Here is a 17130-nt window from a genome sequence, read left to right on the forward strand (position 1 = left end):
AAAATGGCTGGGTCGAGACGACGAACAGATATCAAAAGAGGGAGAATAAAAATGGGAAGACATCTTTCGACTAAATTGCTGTCCGGCCTCGCATTGGCTGTCGCCATCGGCGCCACCGCAATCGCCTCGCCGGCCTCCGCCGCGTCGCTGAAAATGGCCTGGAAGCAGGATGCAACCGGCCTTGATCCGCACAAGCAGACTGCATTTTCCTCGATCCGCCTGCTGGAACTGATCTATGAGCCGCTCGTGCGCTTCGACAAGGACCTGCAGATCGTCCCGGCCGTTGCCGCTTCGTGGGAATTCGCCGCCGACGCCAAGCAGATCACGTTCAAACTCAACCCGAACGCCAAGTTCCAGGACGGCAAGCCGGTGACGGCCGCCGACGTGAAGGCCTCGTTTGAGCGCCTTCTCGACGAAAAGACGGCCGCTGCCGCGCGCGCCAACTTCCTGTCGATCGCCTCGATCGAGACCCCGGACCAGACGACCGTCGTCTTCAAGCTGTCTCAGCCCGACGTGCCGCTTCTGACCGCCATGGCCAGCATCAACGCATCGATCGTACCGGCGGCCGAAATCGCGGCCGGCACCATTGGCACCAAGGCGCTCGGCTCCGGCCCGTTCAAGCTCGACAAGTGGGAGCCGAACTCGAAGGAAACCCTCTCCGCCAACAAGGACTGGGCCGGCGGCAAGATCGCGATCGACGGCATCGACATCAGCGTCCTGCCGGACGAGACCGCGATCCTCGCGGCGCTGCGCACCAAGCAGGTCGATTTCGCGCTGATCAACGATCCGCTGGTCGCCACGCTGGTGCCGAAGGAAGCCAGCCTGGTGCTCAACCGCACCCCGGTTCTCGCCTACCACGTTCTGCAGATGAACCCGTCCCGCAAGCCGATGGACAATCTCGCCGTGCGCCAGGCGATCTCCTGCGCCATCGACCGCAAGGACGTGCTCGACACGGCTTCGGTCGGCGAAGGCAAGGTCACCGGTCCGCTGACCATGCCCGGCTATACCTCCGATGCCAGCGCGCTGTTCTGCTACAAGCAGGATATCGCCAAGGCGAAGAAGCTGATGGCCGACGCCGGCTTTGCGAACGGCTTTACCGCCACCGTGATCGCCGCCAATGGCGAGCCTGCGACTGCGGCTGCAGAGGCGCAGGTCCTGCAGTCCCAGCTGGCCGAAATCGGCGTCAAGCTCAACATCAAGATGATGGAGCTCAACGTCTATGTCGACGCCTGGCTGAAGGGCGACTTCGACATGGCGGTGGCATTGAACGGCGGCCGTGCCGATCCGTATTCGATGTACAATCGTTATTGGACCAAGACCGGCAACCTGCAGAAGGTCACCAACTATATCGACGACACGCTGGACAGCCTGATGCAGAAGGGCCGCGTCGAGACCGATCCCGCCAAGCGCAAGGTCATTTTCGCCGACTTCGAAAAGCACCTCGTCGAAGTCGCGCCCTGGGCCTGGCTCTACACGTCCTACAGCTACACCGCACAGCAGAAGAACGTGTCCGGCTTCGTGCCGACGCCGGAAGGCTCGCTGTTCGGCCTGAGCAAGGTCACGTTGCAGTAATCGCGAAAAGACTGACGGTACGGATACGAGGTTGGTGAACGAATGAGTTACCTGGCGCGACGGCTGTTGACGTTTCCGCTCGTGATGCTCGGGGTCTCCATCCTCGTGTTCGTCGCAATTCGACTGGTGCCGGGTGACGCGATCACCGCGATGCTCGGCACCGAAGCCGGCCTTCTGACGCCCGCACAACGGGCCGCGCTCGCCGCCTATTTCGGCATCGACAAGCCGATCCTGGTGCAATACTGGAGCTGGCTTCTCGGCGTCCTCCAGGGCGATCTCGGCATTTCCGTCATCCACGGCAAGCCGGCGCTCACCATCATCCTCGAACGTTTTCCGCTGACGCTGCAGCTCGCCTTGATGTCCATGTGCGTGGCGCTGCTCGTCGGCCTGCCGGCCGGCGTGTTCGCCGCCACCCGCAACGAAAGGATGTCTGATCTTGCAGTGCGGATCTTCGCGATGATCGGCCAGTCGACACCGAATTTCGTCGTCGGCCTGCTGATCATCTATGCGCTGTCGGCCGGTTTCGGCATCCTGCCGACCATGGGCGAATTCACGCCGCTGTTCACCGATCCATTGCGCAATCTCGGCCAGATGATCCTGCCGGCGATCACGCTCGGTTTTGCCTTCGCCGCCTCCGTCACCCGCATCTCCCGCTCCGCCATGCTCGATGTGCTCAGCGACGACTATGTGCGTACCGCCCGCTCGAAGGGCGTGCCGAAACGTAGCGTCATCTGGCGCCATGCCCTGCCGAATGCACTGATCCCGGTCGTCACGTTGAGCGGCGTCGAATTCGGCTACCTGCTCGGCGGCGCCGTGCTGGTGGAGCAGATCTACGCCCTGCCCGGCCTCGGTCGCCTCGTCCTCGAAGCGATCCTGCAGCGCGATTACGCGCTGGTGCAGGGCTGCGTCCTGTTCATTGCCTTCAACTTCATGGTGGTCAACCTGCTCGTCGACCTCGCTTATGTGACGCTTGATCCGCGTATCCGGCTCGGAGAGAGCAACTGATGTCGATGCTGCGTGCAATTTTCGGCCATTCCAGCGGCAGGATCGGCGGCACGATCGTCGTGATCTATGTCGTCGTGGCGCTGCTCGGCATGTTCGGTGTCACCCCTCATAACCCCCTGCAGCAGTTCCGCATCGACCGTCTGCATGCGCCGAACGCAGTCTACTGGATGGGCACCGACCTGTTCGGCCGCGACGTCGCAAGCCGGCTGATGAACGGCATCGGCCAGTCCTTCCTTGTCGCTTTCTGCTCGGTGACGCTGGCGACTGTTGCCGGAACCGTGCTCGGCCTGACCGCTGCCTGGTTCGGCAAGGCCTGGGACGGCATCGTCATGCGCATCATGGATGTGCTGCTCGCCTTCCCGGCGATCCTGCTCGCCCTCCTCATCATTGCCGTTGTCGGCCCAGGTACCTGGACGAGTGTCGCGGCCATCGCCATCGTCTACACGCCGATCTTCACCCGCGTGGTGCGTGGTCCGGCACTCTCCATCAAGGCCCGAGAATTCGTCGATGCCGCCCGCACCTTCGGCTCCAGCCGTAGGTATATCCTGACCCGGCACCTGCTCCTCAATCTCGTGGCACCACTGACCGTTCAGGTGACGCTGGCTTTGGCCTGGTCGCTGCTGACCGAGGCAGGTCTCTCCTTCCTCGGCCTCGGCACTCAGCCGCCGGCCTCCTCGCTCGGGCTGATGCTGGCCGATAGCCGCAACCTGATGGAAAACGCGCCCTGGCTGCTGATCTTCCCGGCGGTCGCCATCATGATCAGCATTCTCGGCTTCAACCTGCTCGGTGACGCCTTGCGCGACATCCTCGACCCCAAGACGCGGAGGTCCGCGCCATGACGCCGCTTCTCTCGGTATCCGGCCTGCGCGTCGGTTTCGGGCGTGACCCGAAGCAAAACGAGATCGTCAAAGGCGTCAGCTTCGACCTCGATGCCGGCGAAACGCTGGCGATCGTCGGCGAAAGCGGCTCGGGCAAATCCGTCACCGCGCTCTCCATCAACCGGCTGGTCGATTTCGGCGGCGGCCGGATCATCGGCGGTTCGATCACCCTGAAACGCGAAGACGACAGCATTCTCGACATCACCGGGGCGCAAGAGCCGGTGCTCGAAAAGATCCGCGGCTCCGAGATCGGCATGATCTTCCAGGAGCCGATGACCTCGCTCAACCCGGTGCTGACGATCGGCCGGCAGATCGAGGAATCGTTTCGTCTGCATCGCGGACTGACCGGCAGGCAGGCGACGGCTGCGGCGAAGGACGCGCTCGACCGCGTCCGTATCCCCGATGCCGCCCGGCGCCTCAAATATACCCCGAACCAGCTTTCCGGCGGCATGCTCCAGCGCGTCATGATCGCCATGGCACTCGCCTGCAATCCGCGCCTGCTGATCGCCGACGAACCGACAACGGCGCTCGACGTGACCGTTCAGGCGCAGATCATGGCGCTGCTCGGCGAGTTGAAGCGCGAGACCGACATGGGGATGATCTTCATCACCCATGACATCGGCCTCGTCGCCGGCATTGCCGACAAGATCATGGTCATGCAGGCCGGCGAAGCGGTCGAACAGGGACCACTCGGCGACGTCCTCGACCAGCCGAAACATCCCTATACCCAGCATCTGCTAAGCGCCGTGCCGCATTTCGAATCCGGCCGCGCCGCCCGTTCCGATTTCAGCCGGCAAAAATCCGAGGCGATTGTCCCTGCCCTGAAAGTCGACGGCCTGACGGTGCGCTTCAAGGTGGCCGGCAGCATCCTCACCCGTTCGCCGGGCTCGGTCCATGCAGTCGAGAATGTCGGCTTCGACCTGATGCCGGGCGAAACGCTGGCGATCGTCGGCGAAAGCGGCTCCGGCAAGTCGACCACGGCCCGCGCCATCCTCGGTCTCGTGAAGCCCACCCGCGGCAGCTTTTCCGCCAACAACGGAGCAATCGTCGACGGCAGCGATCCCTCCGTGCAGATGGTCTTCCAGAACCCTTACGCCTCGCTCAATCCGCGCCTGCGGATCGACAGCATCCTCGCCGAACCGGTGATCGCCGCCGGTGGCCGCATCGACGCGGAAACCCGGGCGAAAATGGTAGCCCTGCTGAAGCGCGTCGGCTTGCCCGAAAACAGCCTCCTGCGTTACCCGCACGAATTTTCCGGCGGCCAGCGCCAGCGCCTCTGCATCGCCCGCGCGCTGATGCTCAATCCGTCGATCGTCGTGCTTGACGAGGCAGTTTCGGCGCTGGATGTCTCGGTGCAGGCCAAGGTGCTGGAACTGCTGGTCGATCTTCAGCACGAATACGGCCTCGCCTATCTTTTCGTATCGCACGACATGGCGGTCGTCGAACGTATCGCCCACCGAATCGCGGTGCTTTATGCTGGCCAGATCGTCGAGATCGGCGATGCCGCGTCGGTGCTGTCCAGCCCGCAGCATTCCTATACCAAGCGGCTGATTTCCGCCGTGCCGAGCATCGAGCGCCGCAACCAGCATTTCGAACTCGATACGCGCCAGGTCCCGTCTCTGGTTCGGCCGCCGGGCTTTGAGCCGCCGCCCGCCGAGTGGCAGACCTGTGGACCGGATCACCGGGCGCGGGTGGAAGCCTGAGGATGTAACGATATGAAAGACAAAGCTTCCGCCAGTCTCGAACTTGCCGCCGTCTTCGAGCGGGCCTTCGCCCCGCTCGAAAAATCCGTCACCGACAGGCGCATCCCCGGCGGCGTGCTCGGCATCGTCGATCTGAAACACGGGCGCATGGCCCGCGCCGTCGGCTCGGCGCAAGTCGTTCCGATTGAACGTCCGATGACCGTAGACACCTGGTTCGATCTCGCCTCACTCACCAAGGTGATCTTCACCACGACGCGCATCCTGAAGCTTGCCGACGACGGCACGATCGATCTCGACGCGCCGCTCACCTCCCTGCTGCCGGACCTGCGCCAATACAATGCAGAGGCCTGGGAGCGGAAGATTACCTTTCGACAGTGCCTCGGCCACCAGACGCCGTTTCCGGGTGTCGAACCGATCTATACGTACGGCCGCGATCCGGACCTGCTGCGCGCTTTCATCCTGCAGCGGGAATGGAAAGCCGGTCCGCCGGTCTATTCCGACATCAACTTCATCCTGCTCGGTTTGGCGCTCGAACGGCTGGCGAAGAAGACGATCCGCGACATCGATCCCGGTCCGGGTTTCGCCTGGTCTGCCGATCCGGAAAACTCGGCCGCCACCGAAGACTGTGCCTGGCGGCAGCGGATCCTCTCGGGCGAAGTGCACGACGAAAATTGCTCGGCGCTGCAGGGTTCCGGCCACGCGGGCCTGTTCGGCACGGTAAAGTCGGTTCTGGACTTCGCCGAAAGCCTGCTCGACGGCACCGGAGCGTCCAGGAATGCGATAGCGCTGATGCGCACGCCCCTCTCGAACCGGCGGACCCATGGCTGGGAGCATCCCTATGCCGACTGGTGGGGTGGAAGTCTGTGCGGCCCCGGAACGATCGGCCACACGGGCTTTACCGGCACAAGCCTGCTGATCGATTTCGACAAGGGTCGTGCCGTGACCCTGCTCACCAACCGCATCCACCCGACCCGCCATTTCGACAGCGGCATCCTGCCGCTCAGGCAGGCGGTCTGCAATCTCGTGAACCAAACCTGAGGAGCTGATCATGGGGCCAATCTGGGCTGTCGGCCTGATGACCGGAACCGTTCTCGACGGCAATATAGACGTGGCGCTCCTGAAGACGGACGGCGAGACGATCGACACGTTTGGCGCCTATACGCTCGCCCCCTATCCGCCGGAAATCCGCACTCTCCTGGAGGAAACGCTCGCTCAGGCCCGCGTCTGGAATTTCGAAGGACCGGATCCGGCAATCTTCCGCGAAGCCGAACAGGCGCTTACAAAGGCGCAGTCCTACGCCGTCAGGGAACTGGTCGAAAGCACGGGGCTGACCATGGCCGATATCGGCATCGTCGGTTTCCACGGCCAGAGCGTGCTGCACCGGGCACCCACCAAAGACAGGCTCGGCGACACCCGCCAGCTCGGCGATGGCGAGCTGATGGCCTCGATCCTTGGCACCAAGGTCGCATACGATTTCCGCTCGGCGGACGTGCGTGCCGGCGGCCAGGGCGCGCCGCTTGCCGCCGCCTATCATTCCGCCCTGCTACGCGGTGTCGATACGAGCGGCGATACGGCCGTGCTCAATCTTGGCGGCGTCGCCAACATCACCTGGTGGGACGGCAAGAATCTGATGATCGCCTTCGACACCGGCCCGGCTAATGCGCCGCTCAACGATTTCATCAAGGCACGCGGCCTCGGCGAGATGGACCGCAACGGCGCGCTCGGCGCCTCCGGCAAGGTCGATGAAGACCGCCTCGCAAAGCTTCTCGATCATGCCTATCTCACGGCGCCCTACCCGAAATCGCTCGATCGTTTCGATTTCACCGCCGCCATGGCGGACGGTCTCGACGATGCCACCGGCGCGGCAACCCTTTCGGCTTTCACGGCGTCCGCAGTCGGCAAGGCGCTCGATCTGCTGCCGCACCGGCCGAAACGCCTCATCGTCAGTGGTGGCGGCCGCCACAACCCGACGATCATGTCGATGCTCGAAAGCCGCGCCGGCGTGAAGGCCGTTTCCGCCGATACGCTCGGCTGGCGCGGCGATGCGGTGGAGGCCGAGTGCTTCGCATTCCTCGCGGTTCGCGTATTGCGCGGCCTGCCGATCAGTTTTCCCACAACCACCGGTGCACCAAGGCCCTTGCAAGGTGGCAGGCTCGCCGGGTAAGTCCCGGCTTTCGAAATTGCAGGATCAGAGTCGGGGGACTCTAAAACATCATGGACAAAAGAGCCTCTTCCGCTTTCGGCAGCAACGCCGCACTGGCCGGCGTCCTGCTGTTTCTGCTCGGCGCCTTCATGTTTTCGCTCAACGACGCCATGGGCAAATGGCTGGTCGCCAGCTTCTCGGTCGGCCAGGTCCTGGTGATCCGCTCGTTCGGCGCCTTCTTCATCCTTGGTCCGATGATCGCTCGCCAGCCGATATCGGCCCTGTACAAAGTCGAGCGGATGCCGCTCCAAGTGCTGCGCGTGCTGTTCGCCACCGGAGATCTGGCCCTCTTCTACGCCGCCGTCGCCTACCTGCCGCTCGCCGACGTGATGACCTTCTACATGGCAGGACCGATCTATGTGGCGGCCCTTTCGCATTTCCTGCTCGGCGAGCGCATCGGCTGGCGGCGCTGGCTCGCCGTCCTGATCGGGTTCGTTGGTGTGGTGATCGCGCTGCGCCCCTCTTCCGAAATGCTCGCATGGCCTTCCGTCTTCGGGCTTGTCGGCAGCCTGTCCTTCGCGCTCACCCTCGTCCTGAACCGCAGGCTGCGCGCCACGACCGATGCGACGCTCGTCACCTGGCAGACGATTGCCGGCCTGATCGCCGGCATATTTCTCAGCATCGGCCACTGGAGCCCGTTCAATACCGGCGAGTTGCTGGCGCTGCTGCTGCTCGGCGTGGTCGCCTGCATCGCCCATCTCCTGATCACCCGCTCATTGAAGCTCGCGCCGGCCTCAGTGCTCGCGCCGCTGCAATATACACTGCTGGTTTGGGCGGTCATTCTCGGCTGGTTGTTCTTCGGGGACTTGCCGGATGCGCAGACCTGGATCGGCGCCGGCATCATCGTCATCGCCGGGCTGTTCATCTTCCACCGCGGCAGCCTGAAACAGGATGTCGAGCCGGTCGTGCCGACCGATTCCAGTCACGGCTAGGCCGCACCCGTCCGGCGGGCGATCATGGCCTCGATCGCCGAGAGACCATCGTAGATCAGCACGGCCAGCGCACCGACGATCAGCCCGCCCTGTAGCACGAAGGCGAGGTTGTTGGATTGCAGCCCTGCAATGATCACCTCGCCGAGCGTCTTTGCCGCGACCGTCGAACCGATCGTCGCGGTGGCGAGACTGATCACCACCGACAGCCGGATGCCGGCGACGACCACCGGCAAGGACAACGGCAACTCGACCTGAATGAGCCGCTGGAAAGGTGTCATGCCGGAACCACGCGCCGCCTCCATCACCGATCGCGGCAGATTGGTGAGCGCGGTCAGCGTGTTTTCAAAGATCGGCAGAAGCCCATAGAGAAACAGCGCGATCAGCGTTGGCTTCTCGCCGAAACCGACGGCCGGCACGGCAAGCGCCAGAACCGCGACCGGCGGGAACGTCTGGCCGATATTGACGAGGCTGCGGGAAAGCGCCAGGAACTCCGCCCCGAACGGCCGGGTGACGAGGATCGCCAGCAGCACGGCGATGATCGTCGCCGCCAACGTCGCGATCAAGACCGTCCGCAGATGCAGGAGCGTCAGGCTGAGCAGGCTGCCCTGATTGTAGATCGCCGGCGCGTTCGGCTGCACGAGCGGTTTCAGCAGCGGCTCGAAACTGCCCGGCGATAGCAGGAAGATGATCAGCACGAGAAGCAGAAGGCTGCGCAGGACGGTCGGCACCCAAGCCCTCATCGCGGCCTCGCGGCGCGCTTGAGGATCGCATCAAGCGTCACCCGGCCCATTGGAGCGCCGCTCCTGGAGATGACCGGAAGCGCATCGCGACCACTCCAGATGAGATCGGCAAGCGCCTCCTGCTGGCTCCTGTCCTCGCGGATCGGCTCGCCTTCCGCCTCGCCGGGCTCCGCCGCAGCGCCGGTCTTTGCAATCGAAAGCAGCCGGAACGGCCGTTCCGCATCGCCGATCAGCGTCTCGACGAAGGGCGTGGCCGGAGCACGGACGAGTTCCGCCGGCGGCCCGTATTGCACCACCCTGCCCTTGTCCATCACGGCAATCTTATCAGCGAGATGGAAAGCCTCGTTCATGTCATGGGTGACGAGCACGATCGTCGTGCCGAAATATCTCTGGATCGCCAGCAGGTCCTCCTGCGCCTTGGCCCGGATGATCGGATCGAGCGCGCCGAAGGGCTCGTCCATCAACAGCACGTTCGGTTCGGCGGCTAGCGCCCGCGCCACCCCGACGCGCTGCTGCTGGCCGCCGGAGAGTTCGTGCGGATAACGCGGCCCGAACGTCTTCGGCTCGAGCTGGAAGAGCGTCAGCAATTCCTCGACCTTGGCGTCGATACGGGCCTTCGTCCAGCCGAGCAGGCCGGGCACCGTCGCAATGTTCTGCGCCACCGTCCGGTGCGGGAAAAGCCCATGGCCCTGGATGGCGTAGCCGATCCGGCGCCGCAGCTCGTAGCCCGGTATCGACCGGTTGTCCTCGCCATCGAGCCGGATGGCCCCTTCGGTCGCTTCCACCAGCCGGTTGATCATCCGGATCAGCGTCGTCTTGCCGGAACCGGACGTGCCCACGACGACCGTGACGGTGCGCGGCTCGATCACCATCGAGACATTGTCGACGACGGCGATACCGTCATAGCGCTTGGTGATGGCGTCGATCTCGATCATGCGGATCTGGCTCCGTTGGGAACGCGGGAGTTCATCTCGATCAGCGCGTCGAGGACGACGGCCGAGGCAAATGCGAGCGCCACCGTCGGCACGGCGCCGAGCAGCACTAGGTCCATGGCGGTCTGGCCGATGCCCTGGAAGACGAAGACGCCGAAACCGCCGCCGCCGATCAGCGCGGCAATCGTCGCCATGCCGATATTCTGGACGAGCACGATGCGGATCGCGGTCAGGATCACCGGCAGCGCCAGCGGAAACTCGATCTTGAACAGCCGCTGCCGGCCGGTCATCCCGATGCCGCGGGCAGCGTCGTTTGCAGCGCGCGGCACGCCGGCAAGCCCGACGACGGTGTTGGCGACGACAGGCAGCAGCGAATAGAGAAACAGCGCAACAAAGGCAGGGGCTCCCCCGATGCCGCGGATGCCGATCGCCGCGGCACCCGGCACATTGGCGGCGATCCAGCCGAGCGGCGCAATCAACAGGCCGAAAAGCGCGATCGACGGGATGGTCTGGACGAGGTTCAGCGTGTTGAGCACGCCGTCCCTCAGCGGCGCCACCCGATGACAGAGGATGCCGAGCGGCAGCCCGACCAGGACGGCGGCAAACAGCGAGCCAAGCGCCAGTTCCACATGTTTGCCCGCCTCGACCCAGAAGACGTCGGCGCGGCCGGAATATTCCTTCATGATCGACAGCCCGTTCCAGCTTCCCGACATCAGCAGCGTGCCAATCGCCGCCGCGGCCAGGACCAGAAACAGCACCCGCATCGCCGGCGGCGGATCGAGCCGCGTGATCGCATCGGCAGCCAGAAGCGCAAAGGCGAACAGCAGGATCCAGAAACCCGAAGCGGGTGAGACGCGGGCATAGGTATTGCCGGGCGGCGTCAGGAATGTCGCGGCGTATCCGATCGAAAGCGTCAGCGCCGCAAGCGCCGCGACGGCGGCAAGCAGCTTTATCCAGGGGGACGTGCGAAAGAGTGCTGCTGCGGTCGCAAGAACCAGCACGCCGATCAGACCCCAGCCCGCCCAGGCCGGCAGCGACTGCAGCATCGACTCCGCCTGTCCCTGCACGATGCGGTTGGGCTTGAGCGTCGCGAAGGACGACCAGAGCACGCCATAGGCGGCAAGAAGGGCTATGACGATGCCGAGCTTGTCGAACCGAACTCTCAAACCGCCCCCTGCCTTACGACTGATGAAAAAGCCGGGCGTTCGAGCGCCCGGCCCATGTTGACACGAAACCGCTCCGAAAAGGAATTACTTCAGGAAGCCGTTCTTCTTGAGGAAATCCTCGGCAACCGCCTTGGCTGGTTCGCCACCTACCTGCACGCGACCATTGAGGTCCTGCAGTGTGACGAGATCGAGCTTGGCGAAGACCGGCTTCAGCACCGCCTCGATGGTCGGGTTCTTCTTGAGCACCTCCTCGCGGATGATCGGGGTCGGCTGGTAGACCGGCTGGACGCCCTTGTCGTCTTCGAGAACCACAAGGCCGGACGGCGCGATGCCGCCGTCGGTACCGTAGACCATGGCGGCATTGGCATTGTTGGTCTGGTTGGCGGCCGCGCCGATGGTTGCCGCCGTATCGCCGCCCGAGAGCGTGATCAGCTGGTCGGGTTTCAGCTTGAAGCCGTAGGTGGTCTGGAAGGCCGGCAAGGCTGCGGCCGAATTGACGAATTCGGAGGAGGCCGCCAGCACGATCTTGCCGCCGCCGGTCACATATTTGCCGAAGTCGGTCAGCGTCTTCAGCTTGTTGGCGTCGGCAACGTCCTTGCGCACCGCGATCGCCCAGGTGTTGTTGGCCGAAGACGGTGCCAGCCAGACGATCTTGTTGGCATCGTAATCGAGCTTCTTGACCGCTTCATAGGCCTTTTGCGGGTCCTTCCAGGCCGGATCGTCACCCTTCTCGAAGAAGAAGGCGCCGTTGCCGGTATATTCCGGATAGATGTCGATCTCGCCGGCGGTAATCGCCTTGCGCACCACCGGCGTCGCACCGAGCTGGATGCGGTCGGTGGCCCGGATGTTGTTCGCCTTGAGCATGGCAAGGATGATATTGCCCAGCACGCCACCTTCGGTATCGATCTTGGACGAGACGACGACCTGGGCATTCGCCATGGTGGCCGAAACGCCAAGCGCGAAAGCAATGCCTAAAAGCTTCTTTTTCAAAGACATGACAGAATTTCCCTCCGGATCGCCAGTCACCACCTCGTTTGACTTGGCCTGGAACACATAAAAGCCACTGTTATGTAGGGCGACTTATGCAATGTGCGAGTTCCGGAAGGACGCATCGGACAAATATTTTGTGCGGTGCATTTTTATCCGCCGATCGACCTAACTCATAAGATTTGCCGCACGCTATTCAGCCATCGATCTCATTGGCGTCGTCGAACCTCACAATCAAAACCGTCGCTTCCCACGACTTCACGCTTGAGACACGCGGATCAGATGTTTCTCGCCCGAGCGAATGACGTGATCTCGCATCAGGCGCTCGGCGAGATCGGGATCGCGGTCGGCGATCGCATTGGCAATGGCCTCATGCTCCTCGACCGCCAGAAAGCGCTCCCGCTCTTCCGACAGCACACTGAGACGGGCGGTATGGGTGTAGATGCTCTGGCCGCCCTGCAGGCGACGCAGATAGCCGCAGCCGGATGCTTCATGGATGACGTCGTGGAAGCGCTCGTTGAGAGCGATGAGCTGCAGCACGTCCGCCGTCTTGAGGCCTGCCCGCATCTCGACGATGAGTTCGCGCATCAGGGCCAAGTCCTCATCCTTCACCCGCTTGGCGGCCTGGCGAGCAATCATGCTCTCGAGTGCAGCACGCGCCAGCATCATCTCTTCCGCCTGGCCGGCATTGAAGGTGACATAAATCCCGCGGCGAGGCTCCGACCGAACCAGCCCTTCGGCCTCAAGCACGCGCAAAGCCTCCTTCAGCGGTGTCGTGCTTATGCCGAGATGGCCCGCGAGATGGCGCTCGTTCAGCCTCTCGCCGCTCTTCAGCCGGCCGGAAAGAATGGCATCGCGTACCAGCCCGTAAACATGGTCGCGCAGGCTTTTCAGAAAAACCGGCGCCACTGGCAGAAGCGCATTGTCAATCCCCATCCGCGTCCTCCACCTTGTCCGTTGGGCTGACCTAGCATCTGAAATTTGATATATCAATTTAAAACGAGCGTGTTTAAGTTGGCGCCGGGCGGGAGGAGCTCCGTCCCTGGGATCGCGACAGAATCGATTCCGGAACGATGGCAGGATTTCTGGAAGAGCAAGCATGACTAAGGAAGCAGCCGATCTCCGCAGCGCCCGTTGGTTCGCGCCGGATGATCTCCGTTCGTCGGGACACCGTTCCCGAATGATGCAGATGGGTTTTGACGAGAAGGATTGGGGCAAGAAGCCGATCATCGCCATCCTCAATACCTGGTCCGACCTCAACGCCTGCCATGCCCATTTCAAGGATCGCGTCGAACACGTTAAGCGCGGCGTGCTTCAGGCCGGCGGCTTCCCGGTCGAACTGCCGGTTCAGTCGCTCTCCGAAAGCGCGCTGAAGCCGACATCGATGCTCTATCGCAACTTCCTCGCCATGGAGGCCGAGGAGCTCTTGCGCGCCCACCCTGTCGACGGGGCGGTGTTGATGGGCGGCTGCGACAAGACCACACCGGCTCTGGTCATGGGGGCTATCAGCGCCGGTTTCCCGATGATCTTCCTGCCCGCCGGCCCGATGCTGCGCGGCAACTACAAGGGCGAATGGCTGGGCTCCGGCTCGGACGCCTGGAAATACTGGGACGAACGCCGCGCCGGCACGATTTCCGAAGAACAATGGACCGGCGTCGAAGAGGGCATTGCCCGCTCCTACGGCCATTGCATGACCTTCGGCACCGCAAGCACCATGACCGCAATTGCCGAAGCGCTCGGCCTTACCCTCCCCGGTGCCAGTTCCATTCCCGCTGCGGACGTCAACCACATACGGATGAGCACCCGCTGCGGCCGCCGGATCGTCGAAATGGTCTGGGACGAACTGACGCCTGACAAGATCATCACGCCGGATGCAGTCCACAATGCGACGACGGTCGCCATGGCGACCGGCTGTTCCACCAACGCGGTCGTGCATCTGCTGTCGATGGCTCGCCGCGCCGGCGTGCCGCTGACGCTGGACGATCTCGACAAGGCGGGACGCACGACGCCGGTTGTCGCCAACATCCGCCCATCCGGCGACAAATATCTGATGGAAGATTTCTATTATGCCGGTGGCCTGCGCGCCCTGATGTCGGAGATCAAGGATCTCCTGAAGCTCGATGCCATGACCGTCAGCGGTTTCCCGCTCGGCGAGACGCTGAAAGGCGCCGAAGTCTACAACAGCGACGTCATCCGCCCCTTGTCGAACCCGATCTATCATGAAGGCTCGCTGGCGGTCCTCAAGGGCAACCTCGCGCCGGACGGCTGCGTCATGAAGCCTTCCGCCTGCGAACCGCGGCTGCGGGTCCACGAAGGCCCTGCCCTCGTCTTCGACAGCTATCCGGAAATGAAGGCGATGATCGACCGCGAAGACCTCGACGTCACCGCCGACCACGTGCTGATCCTGCGCAACGCCGGACCCAAAGGCGGTCCCGGCATGCCGGAATGGGGCATGCTGCCGATCCCGAAGAAGATCCTGAAACAGGGTTTTCGCGACATGCTGCGCATTTCCGATGCCCGCATGTCCGGCACGAGCTACGGCGCCTGCATCCTGCACGTGGCGCCTGAAGCCCATATCGGCGGCCCGCTGTCGCTGGTGCGCACCGGCGACATCATCCGCGTCGACCTGCCGAACCGCTCGATCGACATGCTGGTGGACGATGCAACGCTCGCCAGGCGCCGCGCCGAATGGGTGGCGCCTGCCGACAAATACGGACGCGGCTACGGCTGGATGTTTACCAAGCACATCAAGCAGGCCAACGAAGGCTGCGACTTCGACTTCCTCGAACGGGAATTCGGTGCCGCCGTCGGCGAGCCCGAGATTTTCTGACCCGACATGTCTGAGTGGAACCCTATGACCGACTACATTCTTTCCGACGCCACACGCCAGAAATACGAAAGCGTCAGCTGCGCGACGATCTGCACCGCGCTCTTCAAGCGCGGCCTGCGCAACCAGTTCATCCAGGATGTCCGGCCGCTTTCCCAGAAACCTGGAAACATGGTCGGCCAGGCCTTCACGTTGCGCTACATCCCGGCACGCGAAGACCTCAACCCGCTCTCGGCGTTTCAGAACCCGGAGCATCCGCAGCGCGCCGCCGTCGAGCAGTGCCCACCCGGCCATGTCATGGTCATGGACAGCCGCAAGGATCCCCGCGCGGCCTCCGCGGGCTCTATCCTCGTATCGCGCCTGATGGTGCGCGGTGTCGCCGGCGTCGTCACCGATGGCGGTTTTCGCGATAGCCCGGAGATCGCCGAACTCGGCATCCGCGCCTACCACAACCGCCCCTCCGCCCCGACCAACCTCACTCTACACCAGGCACTCGACATCAACGTGCCCATCGGCTGTGGCGACGTCGCCGTCTGGCCGGGCGACGTGATGGTCGGCGACAACGAGGGAGTCGTCGTCATCCCCGCGCATATCGCCGACGAAATCGCCGATGAGGTGATCGAAATGACTGCGTTTGAGGATTTCGTGACCGAGGAAGTCCTGAAAGGCCGCTCGATCATCGGCCTCTACCCGGCGACGAAGGAGGAGAGCAAATCCGACTTCGCCCGCTGGCGTCAGGCCAAGGGCCGCTGAGGCGACGGCTGGCCGATATCCCACCGCTTATGGACCTGCCGCCGTTTCGCGCAGGTCCTTGAAAAGCACGTTCTGGTCGGACAGGTACTTGGCAAAGATCGGCAGGCTGGCCCCGCCGATCGCCCGCGCCTGGGAGCCGACCATTCCCTCGATGATATCGGGGATGATGACACCCTGCAGGTCGAGCCGCGTCACGGCTTCGATGGTCGCAGCGACGATCCGTTGCCTGACCCAGGCCGGAAAGCCGCCGTCGATCACGGCCGCGCCGAAATCGATGATCGAGGCTGCCGCAACGATCGCCTGGGCAAGCGCGGCCGCGGTTTGCCGTATCCACAGATCGAGCGGCTCTCCGAAATCGATCCAGTCGTCTGCGGAATACCAGAGCGGCTGCGGATCGACGTTCCGCTCCTTCAGGAGATTCTCGAGAACGAAGATCGAGGCGATGTCGAGCAATTGGCGTGTCTCGCCATCGCCGCCGCGCACGGGAAGCGGCCCTACAGCGCCCGCGGTCCCGGTCCGTCCGGAAAAAATCGCCGAATTCAGAACGATCCCGCCGCCGATGAACGATCCGATGAAGAAATACACGAAATCCGGGTAGGAGGGGCCAACGCCGAACACCAGTTCGGCGCCGCAGGCGCTTGTCGCGTCGTTCTGCAGGTAGACCGCGTGCTGGACCTTGCCCGCGATTTCAGCCTGCAGATCGAACCCGCGCCAGACCTCCATCGCCCCTTGCGGCGCGCCCACCTCCTCGGCCCAGTTCCACAGTTCGAATGGCGCGGCGATGCCGATCCCGGCGATACGGCCGCGCTGCACCTCGGTCAGCTGGCCTTCGAGCCGCGCAATGCCGGAGGTGATGATCTCGATTATCTTTGCAGGAAGCGGATAGGCGTAGGTTTCGTGATATTGCAGCCGGATGCGGCCGACGAAATCCATCAGGACCAGGTCGGCGCTACGCCGGCCGATCTTCACGCCGAACGAATAGACCGCATCCGGATTGAGTCGCATCGGCACCGAAGGCTGCCCCACCCGGCCGCGCACCGGCTCACCGCGCAACAGAAGGCCGTCCTTTTCGAGCGCCCGCATGATGACCGAGACGGTCTGGGCGGAAAGCCCGCTGCGCCGCGTGATATCCGCCTTCGACATGGAGCCGTTCAGACGCACTAGCGAAAGCACGAGCCGCTCGTTATAGGCCCTTACCCGCACCTGATTTGAGCCGCCGGTGAAATTGCCCAGCAGCGCATGGCCTTGCGCCACGCTATCTGAAACTGACATGGCTCTCCCTCCCAGAAGCGTGGAATCGACTGAAGCACCTCATTCGGGAATGCAGGGTATCCTTCTGATATCCCGAGTTAAACCCCAAGGTACTCCGTACACAGATCGCCAGATTCCGAACCTCCACTTCGGCAAACTATGGCACGAGAAATAAATAATT

15 protein-coding genes are annotated in these 17130 nt (G+C 63.4%); 9 read left to right on the top strand and 6 right to left on the bottom strand.

Features of this window, described 5'->3' with window-relative positions; all coding sequences use genetic code 11:
* Nucleotides 1–51 precede the first annotated feature (51 nt).
* From LZK81_RS13425 to LZK81_RS13455, 7 genes are read left to right on the top strand one after another with little or no spacing between them, the layout of a single operon-like run.
* Nucleotides 52–1572 (top strand): ABC transporter substrate-binding protein, encoded by a 1521-nt coding sequence (locus LZK81_RS13425; protein WP_233953604.1) that lies wholly within the window; start codon nucleotides 52–54, stop codon nucleotides 1570–1572.
* Between the two features lie 42 nt (nucleotides 1573–1614).
* Complete coding sequence (locus LZK81_RS13430; protein WP_233953605.1) at nucleotides 1615–2577, top strand: ABC transporter permease; 963 nt, start codon at nucleotides 1615–1617, stop codon at nucleotides 2575–2577.
* Nucleotides 2577–3416 (top strand): ABC transporter permease, encoded by an 840-nt coding sequence (locus LZK81_RS13435; protein WP_233953606.1) that lies wholly within the window; start codon nucleotides 2577–2579, stop codon nucleotides 3414–3416. The genes LZK81_RS13430 and LZK81_RS13435 overlap by 1 nt, the downstream gene beginning before the upstream one ends.
* On the top strand, nucleotides 3413–5158 hold the full coding sequence (locus LZK81_RS13440) for an ABC transporter ATP-binding protein (RefSeq protein ID WP_233953607.1): 1746 nt from the start codon (nucleotides 3413–3415) through the stop codon (nucleotides 5156–5158). The genes LZK81_RS13435 and LZK81_RS13440 overlap by 4 nt, the downstream gene beginning before the upstream one ends.
* A 12-nt stretch (nucleotides 5159–5170) precedes the next feature.
* Nucleotides 5171–6196 carry a serine hydrolase domain-containing protein gene (locus LZK81_RS13445; protein WP_233953608.1) on the top strand — a complete coding sequence of 342 codons (1026 nt, stop codon included), beginning with the start codon at nucleotides 5171–5173 and terminating at the stop codon, nucleotides 6194–6196.
* 10 nt (nucleotides 6197–6206) lie between these two features.
* The gene (locus LZK81_RS13450) at nucleotides 6207–7322 is read left to right on the top strand and encodes an anhydro-N-acetylmuramic acid kinase (protein ID WP_233953609.1); all 1116 of its coding nucleotides are present in this window, start codon (nucleotides 6207–6209) and stop codon (nucleotides 7320–7322) included.
* Nucleotides 7323–7372: 50 nt separating this feature from the next.
* Entirely contained in the window at nucleotides 7373–8293 is a 921-nt protein-coding gene (locus LZK81_RS13455; protein ID WP_233953610.1) for a DMT family transporter, read from the top strand.
* On the opposite strand, the gene LZK81_RS13460 is transcribed toward LZK81_RS13455, so the two are convergent.
* The 5 genes from LZK81_RS13460 to LZK81_RS13480 form a co-directional block, all read right to left on the bottom strand.
* The gene (locus tag LZK81_RS13460) at nucleotides 8290–9033 is read right to left on the bottom strand and encodes an ABC transporter permease (protein ID WP_233953611.1); all 744 of its coding nucleotides are present in this window, start codon (nucleotides 9031–9033) and stop codon (nucleotides 8290–8292) included. The genes LZK81_RS13455 and LZK81_RS13460 overlap by 4 nt on opposite strands.
* On the bottom strand, nucleotides 9030–9968 hold the full coding sequence (locus tag LZK81_RS13465) for an ABC transporter ATP-binding protein (RefSeq protein WP_233953612.1): 939 nt from the start codon (nucleotides 9966–9968) through the stop codon (nucleotides 9030–9032). The genes LZK81_RS13460 and LZK81_RS13465 overlap by 4 nt, the downstream gene beginning before the upstream one ends.
* Nucleotides 9965–11131, bottom strand: coding sequence for an ABC transporter permease (locus LZK81_RS13470; RefSeq protein ID WP_233953613.1), 1167 nt, complete (start codon nucleotides 11129–11131; stop codon nucleotides 9965–9967). Before LZK81_RS13470 ends, LZK81_RS13465 begins: the two co-directional genes overlap by 4 nt.
* An 84-nt stretch (nucleotides 11132–11215) precedes the next feature.
* A complete protein-coding gene (locus LZK81_RS13475) occupies nucleotides 11216–12127 on the bottom strand; it encodes an ABC transporter substrate-binding protein (RefSeq protein ID WP_233953614.1) in 912 nt (303 codons plus the stop codon).
* A 249-nt stretch (nucleotides 12128–12376) separates the two neighbouring features.
* Nucleotides 12377–13054, bottom strand: a complete 678-nt coding sequence (locus tag LZK81_RS13480; protein WP_233953615.1) for a GntR family transcriptional regulator — start codon at nucleotides 13052–13054, stop codon at nucleotides 12377–12379.
* 163 nt (nucleotides 13055–13217) lie between these two features.
* Here LZK81_RS13480 and araD point away from each other — a divergent pair, with 163 nt between their 5' ends.
* Together araD and LZK81_RS13490 are read left to right on the top strand one after the other, a co-directional pair.
* Nucleotides 13218–14948 (top strand): L-arabinonate dehydratase, encoded by a 1731-nt coding sequence (gene araD, locus LZK81_RS13485; RefSeq protein ID WP_233953616.1) that lies wholly within the window; start codon nucleotides 13218–13220, stop codon nucleotides 14946–14948.
* Between the two features lie 24 nt (nucleotides 14949–14972).
* Nucleotides 14973–15698 carry a ribonuclease activity regulator RraA gene (locus LZK81_RS13490; RefSeq protein WP_233953617.1) on the top strand — a complete coding sequence of 242 codons (726 nt, stop codon included), beginning with the start codon at nucleotides 14973–14975 and terminating at the stop codon, nucleotides 15696–15698.
* A 27-nt stretch (nucleotides 15699–15725) separates the two neighbouring features.
* Here LZK81_RS13490 and LZK81_RS13495 read toward each other — a convergent pair whose 3' ends face one another.
* The gene (locus tag LZK81_RS13495) at nucleotides 15726–16970 is read right to left on the bottom strand and encodes an ROK family transcriptional regulator (protein WP_046625810.1); all 1245 of its coding nucleotides are present in this window, start codon (nucleotides 16968–16970) and stop codon (nucleotides 15726–15728) included.
* Nucleotides 16971–17130 lie beyond the last annotated feature (160 nt).

This window comes from Neorhizobium galegae (genome assembly GCF_021391675.1).
GTDB classification, from domain to species: domain Bacteria; phylum Pseudomonadota; class Alphaproteobacteria; order Rhizobiales; family Rhizobiaceae; genus Neorhizobium; species Neorhizobium galegae_B.

Excerpts from the sequence above, each read along its gene's own strand:
- LZK81_RS13455 (WP_233953610.1), top strand. The coding sequence starts at position 7,373 with ATGGACAAAAGAGCCTCTTCCGCTTTCGGCAGCAACGCCGCACTGGCC.
- LZK81_RS13460 (WP_233953611.1), bottom strand. The coding sequence starts at position 9,033 with ATGAGGGCTTGGGTGCCGACCGTCCTGCGCAGCCTTCTGCTTCTCGTG.
- LZK81_RS13440 (WP_233953607.1), top strand. The coding sequence starts at position 3,413 with ATGACGCCGCTTCTCTCGGTATCCGGCCTGCGCGTCGGTTTCGGGCGT.
- LZK81_RS13495 (WP_046625810.1), bottom strand. The coding sequence starts at position 16,970 with ATGTCAGTTTCAGATAGCGTGGCGCAAGGCCATGCGCTGCTGGGCAAT.
- LZK81_RS13430 (WP_233953605.1), top strand. The coding sequence starts at position 1,615 with ATGAGTTACCTGGCGCGACGGCTGTTGACGTTTCCGCTCGTGATGCTC.
- LZK81_RS13425 (WP_233953604.1), top strand. The coding sequence starts at position 52 with ATGGGAAGACATCTTTCGACTAAATTGCTGTCCGGCCTCGCATTGGCT.
- LZK81_RS13445 (WP_233953608.1), top strand. The coding sequence starts at position 5,171 with ATGAAAGACAAAGCTTCCGCCAGTCTCGAACTTGCCGCCGTCTTCGAG.
- LZK81_RS13465 (WP_233953612.1), bottom strand. The coding sequence starts at position 9,968 with ATGATCGAGATCGACGCCATCACCAAGCGCTATGACGGTATCGCCGTC.
- LZK81_RS13475 (WP_233953614.1), bottom strand. The coding sequence starts at position 12,127 with ATGTCTTTGAAAAAGAAGCTTTTAGGCATTGCTTTCGCGCTTGGCGTT.
- LZK81_RS13450 (WP_233953609.1), top strand. The coding sequence starts at position 6,207 with ATGGGGCCAATCTGGGCTGTCGGCCTGATGACCGGAACCGTTCTCGAC.
- LZK81_RS13435 (WP_233953606.1), top strand. The coding sequence starts at position 2,577 with ATGTCGATGCTGCGTGCAATTTTCGGCCATTCCAGCGGCAGGATCGGC.
- LZK81_RS13490 (WP_233953617.1), top strand. The coding sequence starts at position 14,973 with ATGACCGACTACATTCTTTCCGACGCCACACGCCAGAAATACGAAAGC.
- LZK81_RS13480 (WP_233953615.1), bottom strand. The coding sequence starts at position 13,054 with ATGGGGATTGACAATGCGCTTCTGCCAGTGGCGCCGGTTTTTCTGAAA.
- araD (WP_233953616.1), top strand. The coding sequence starts at position 13,218 with ATGACTAAGGAAGCAGCCGATCTCCGCAGCGCCCGTTGGTTCGCGCCG.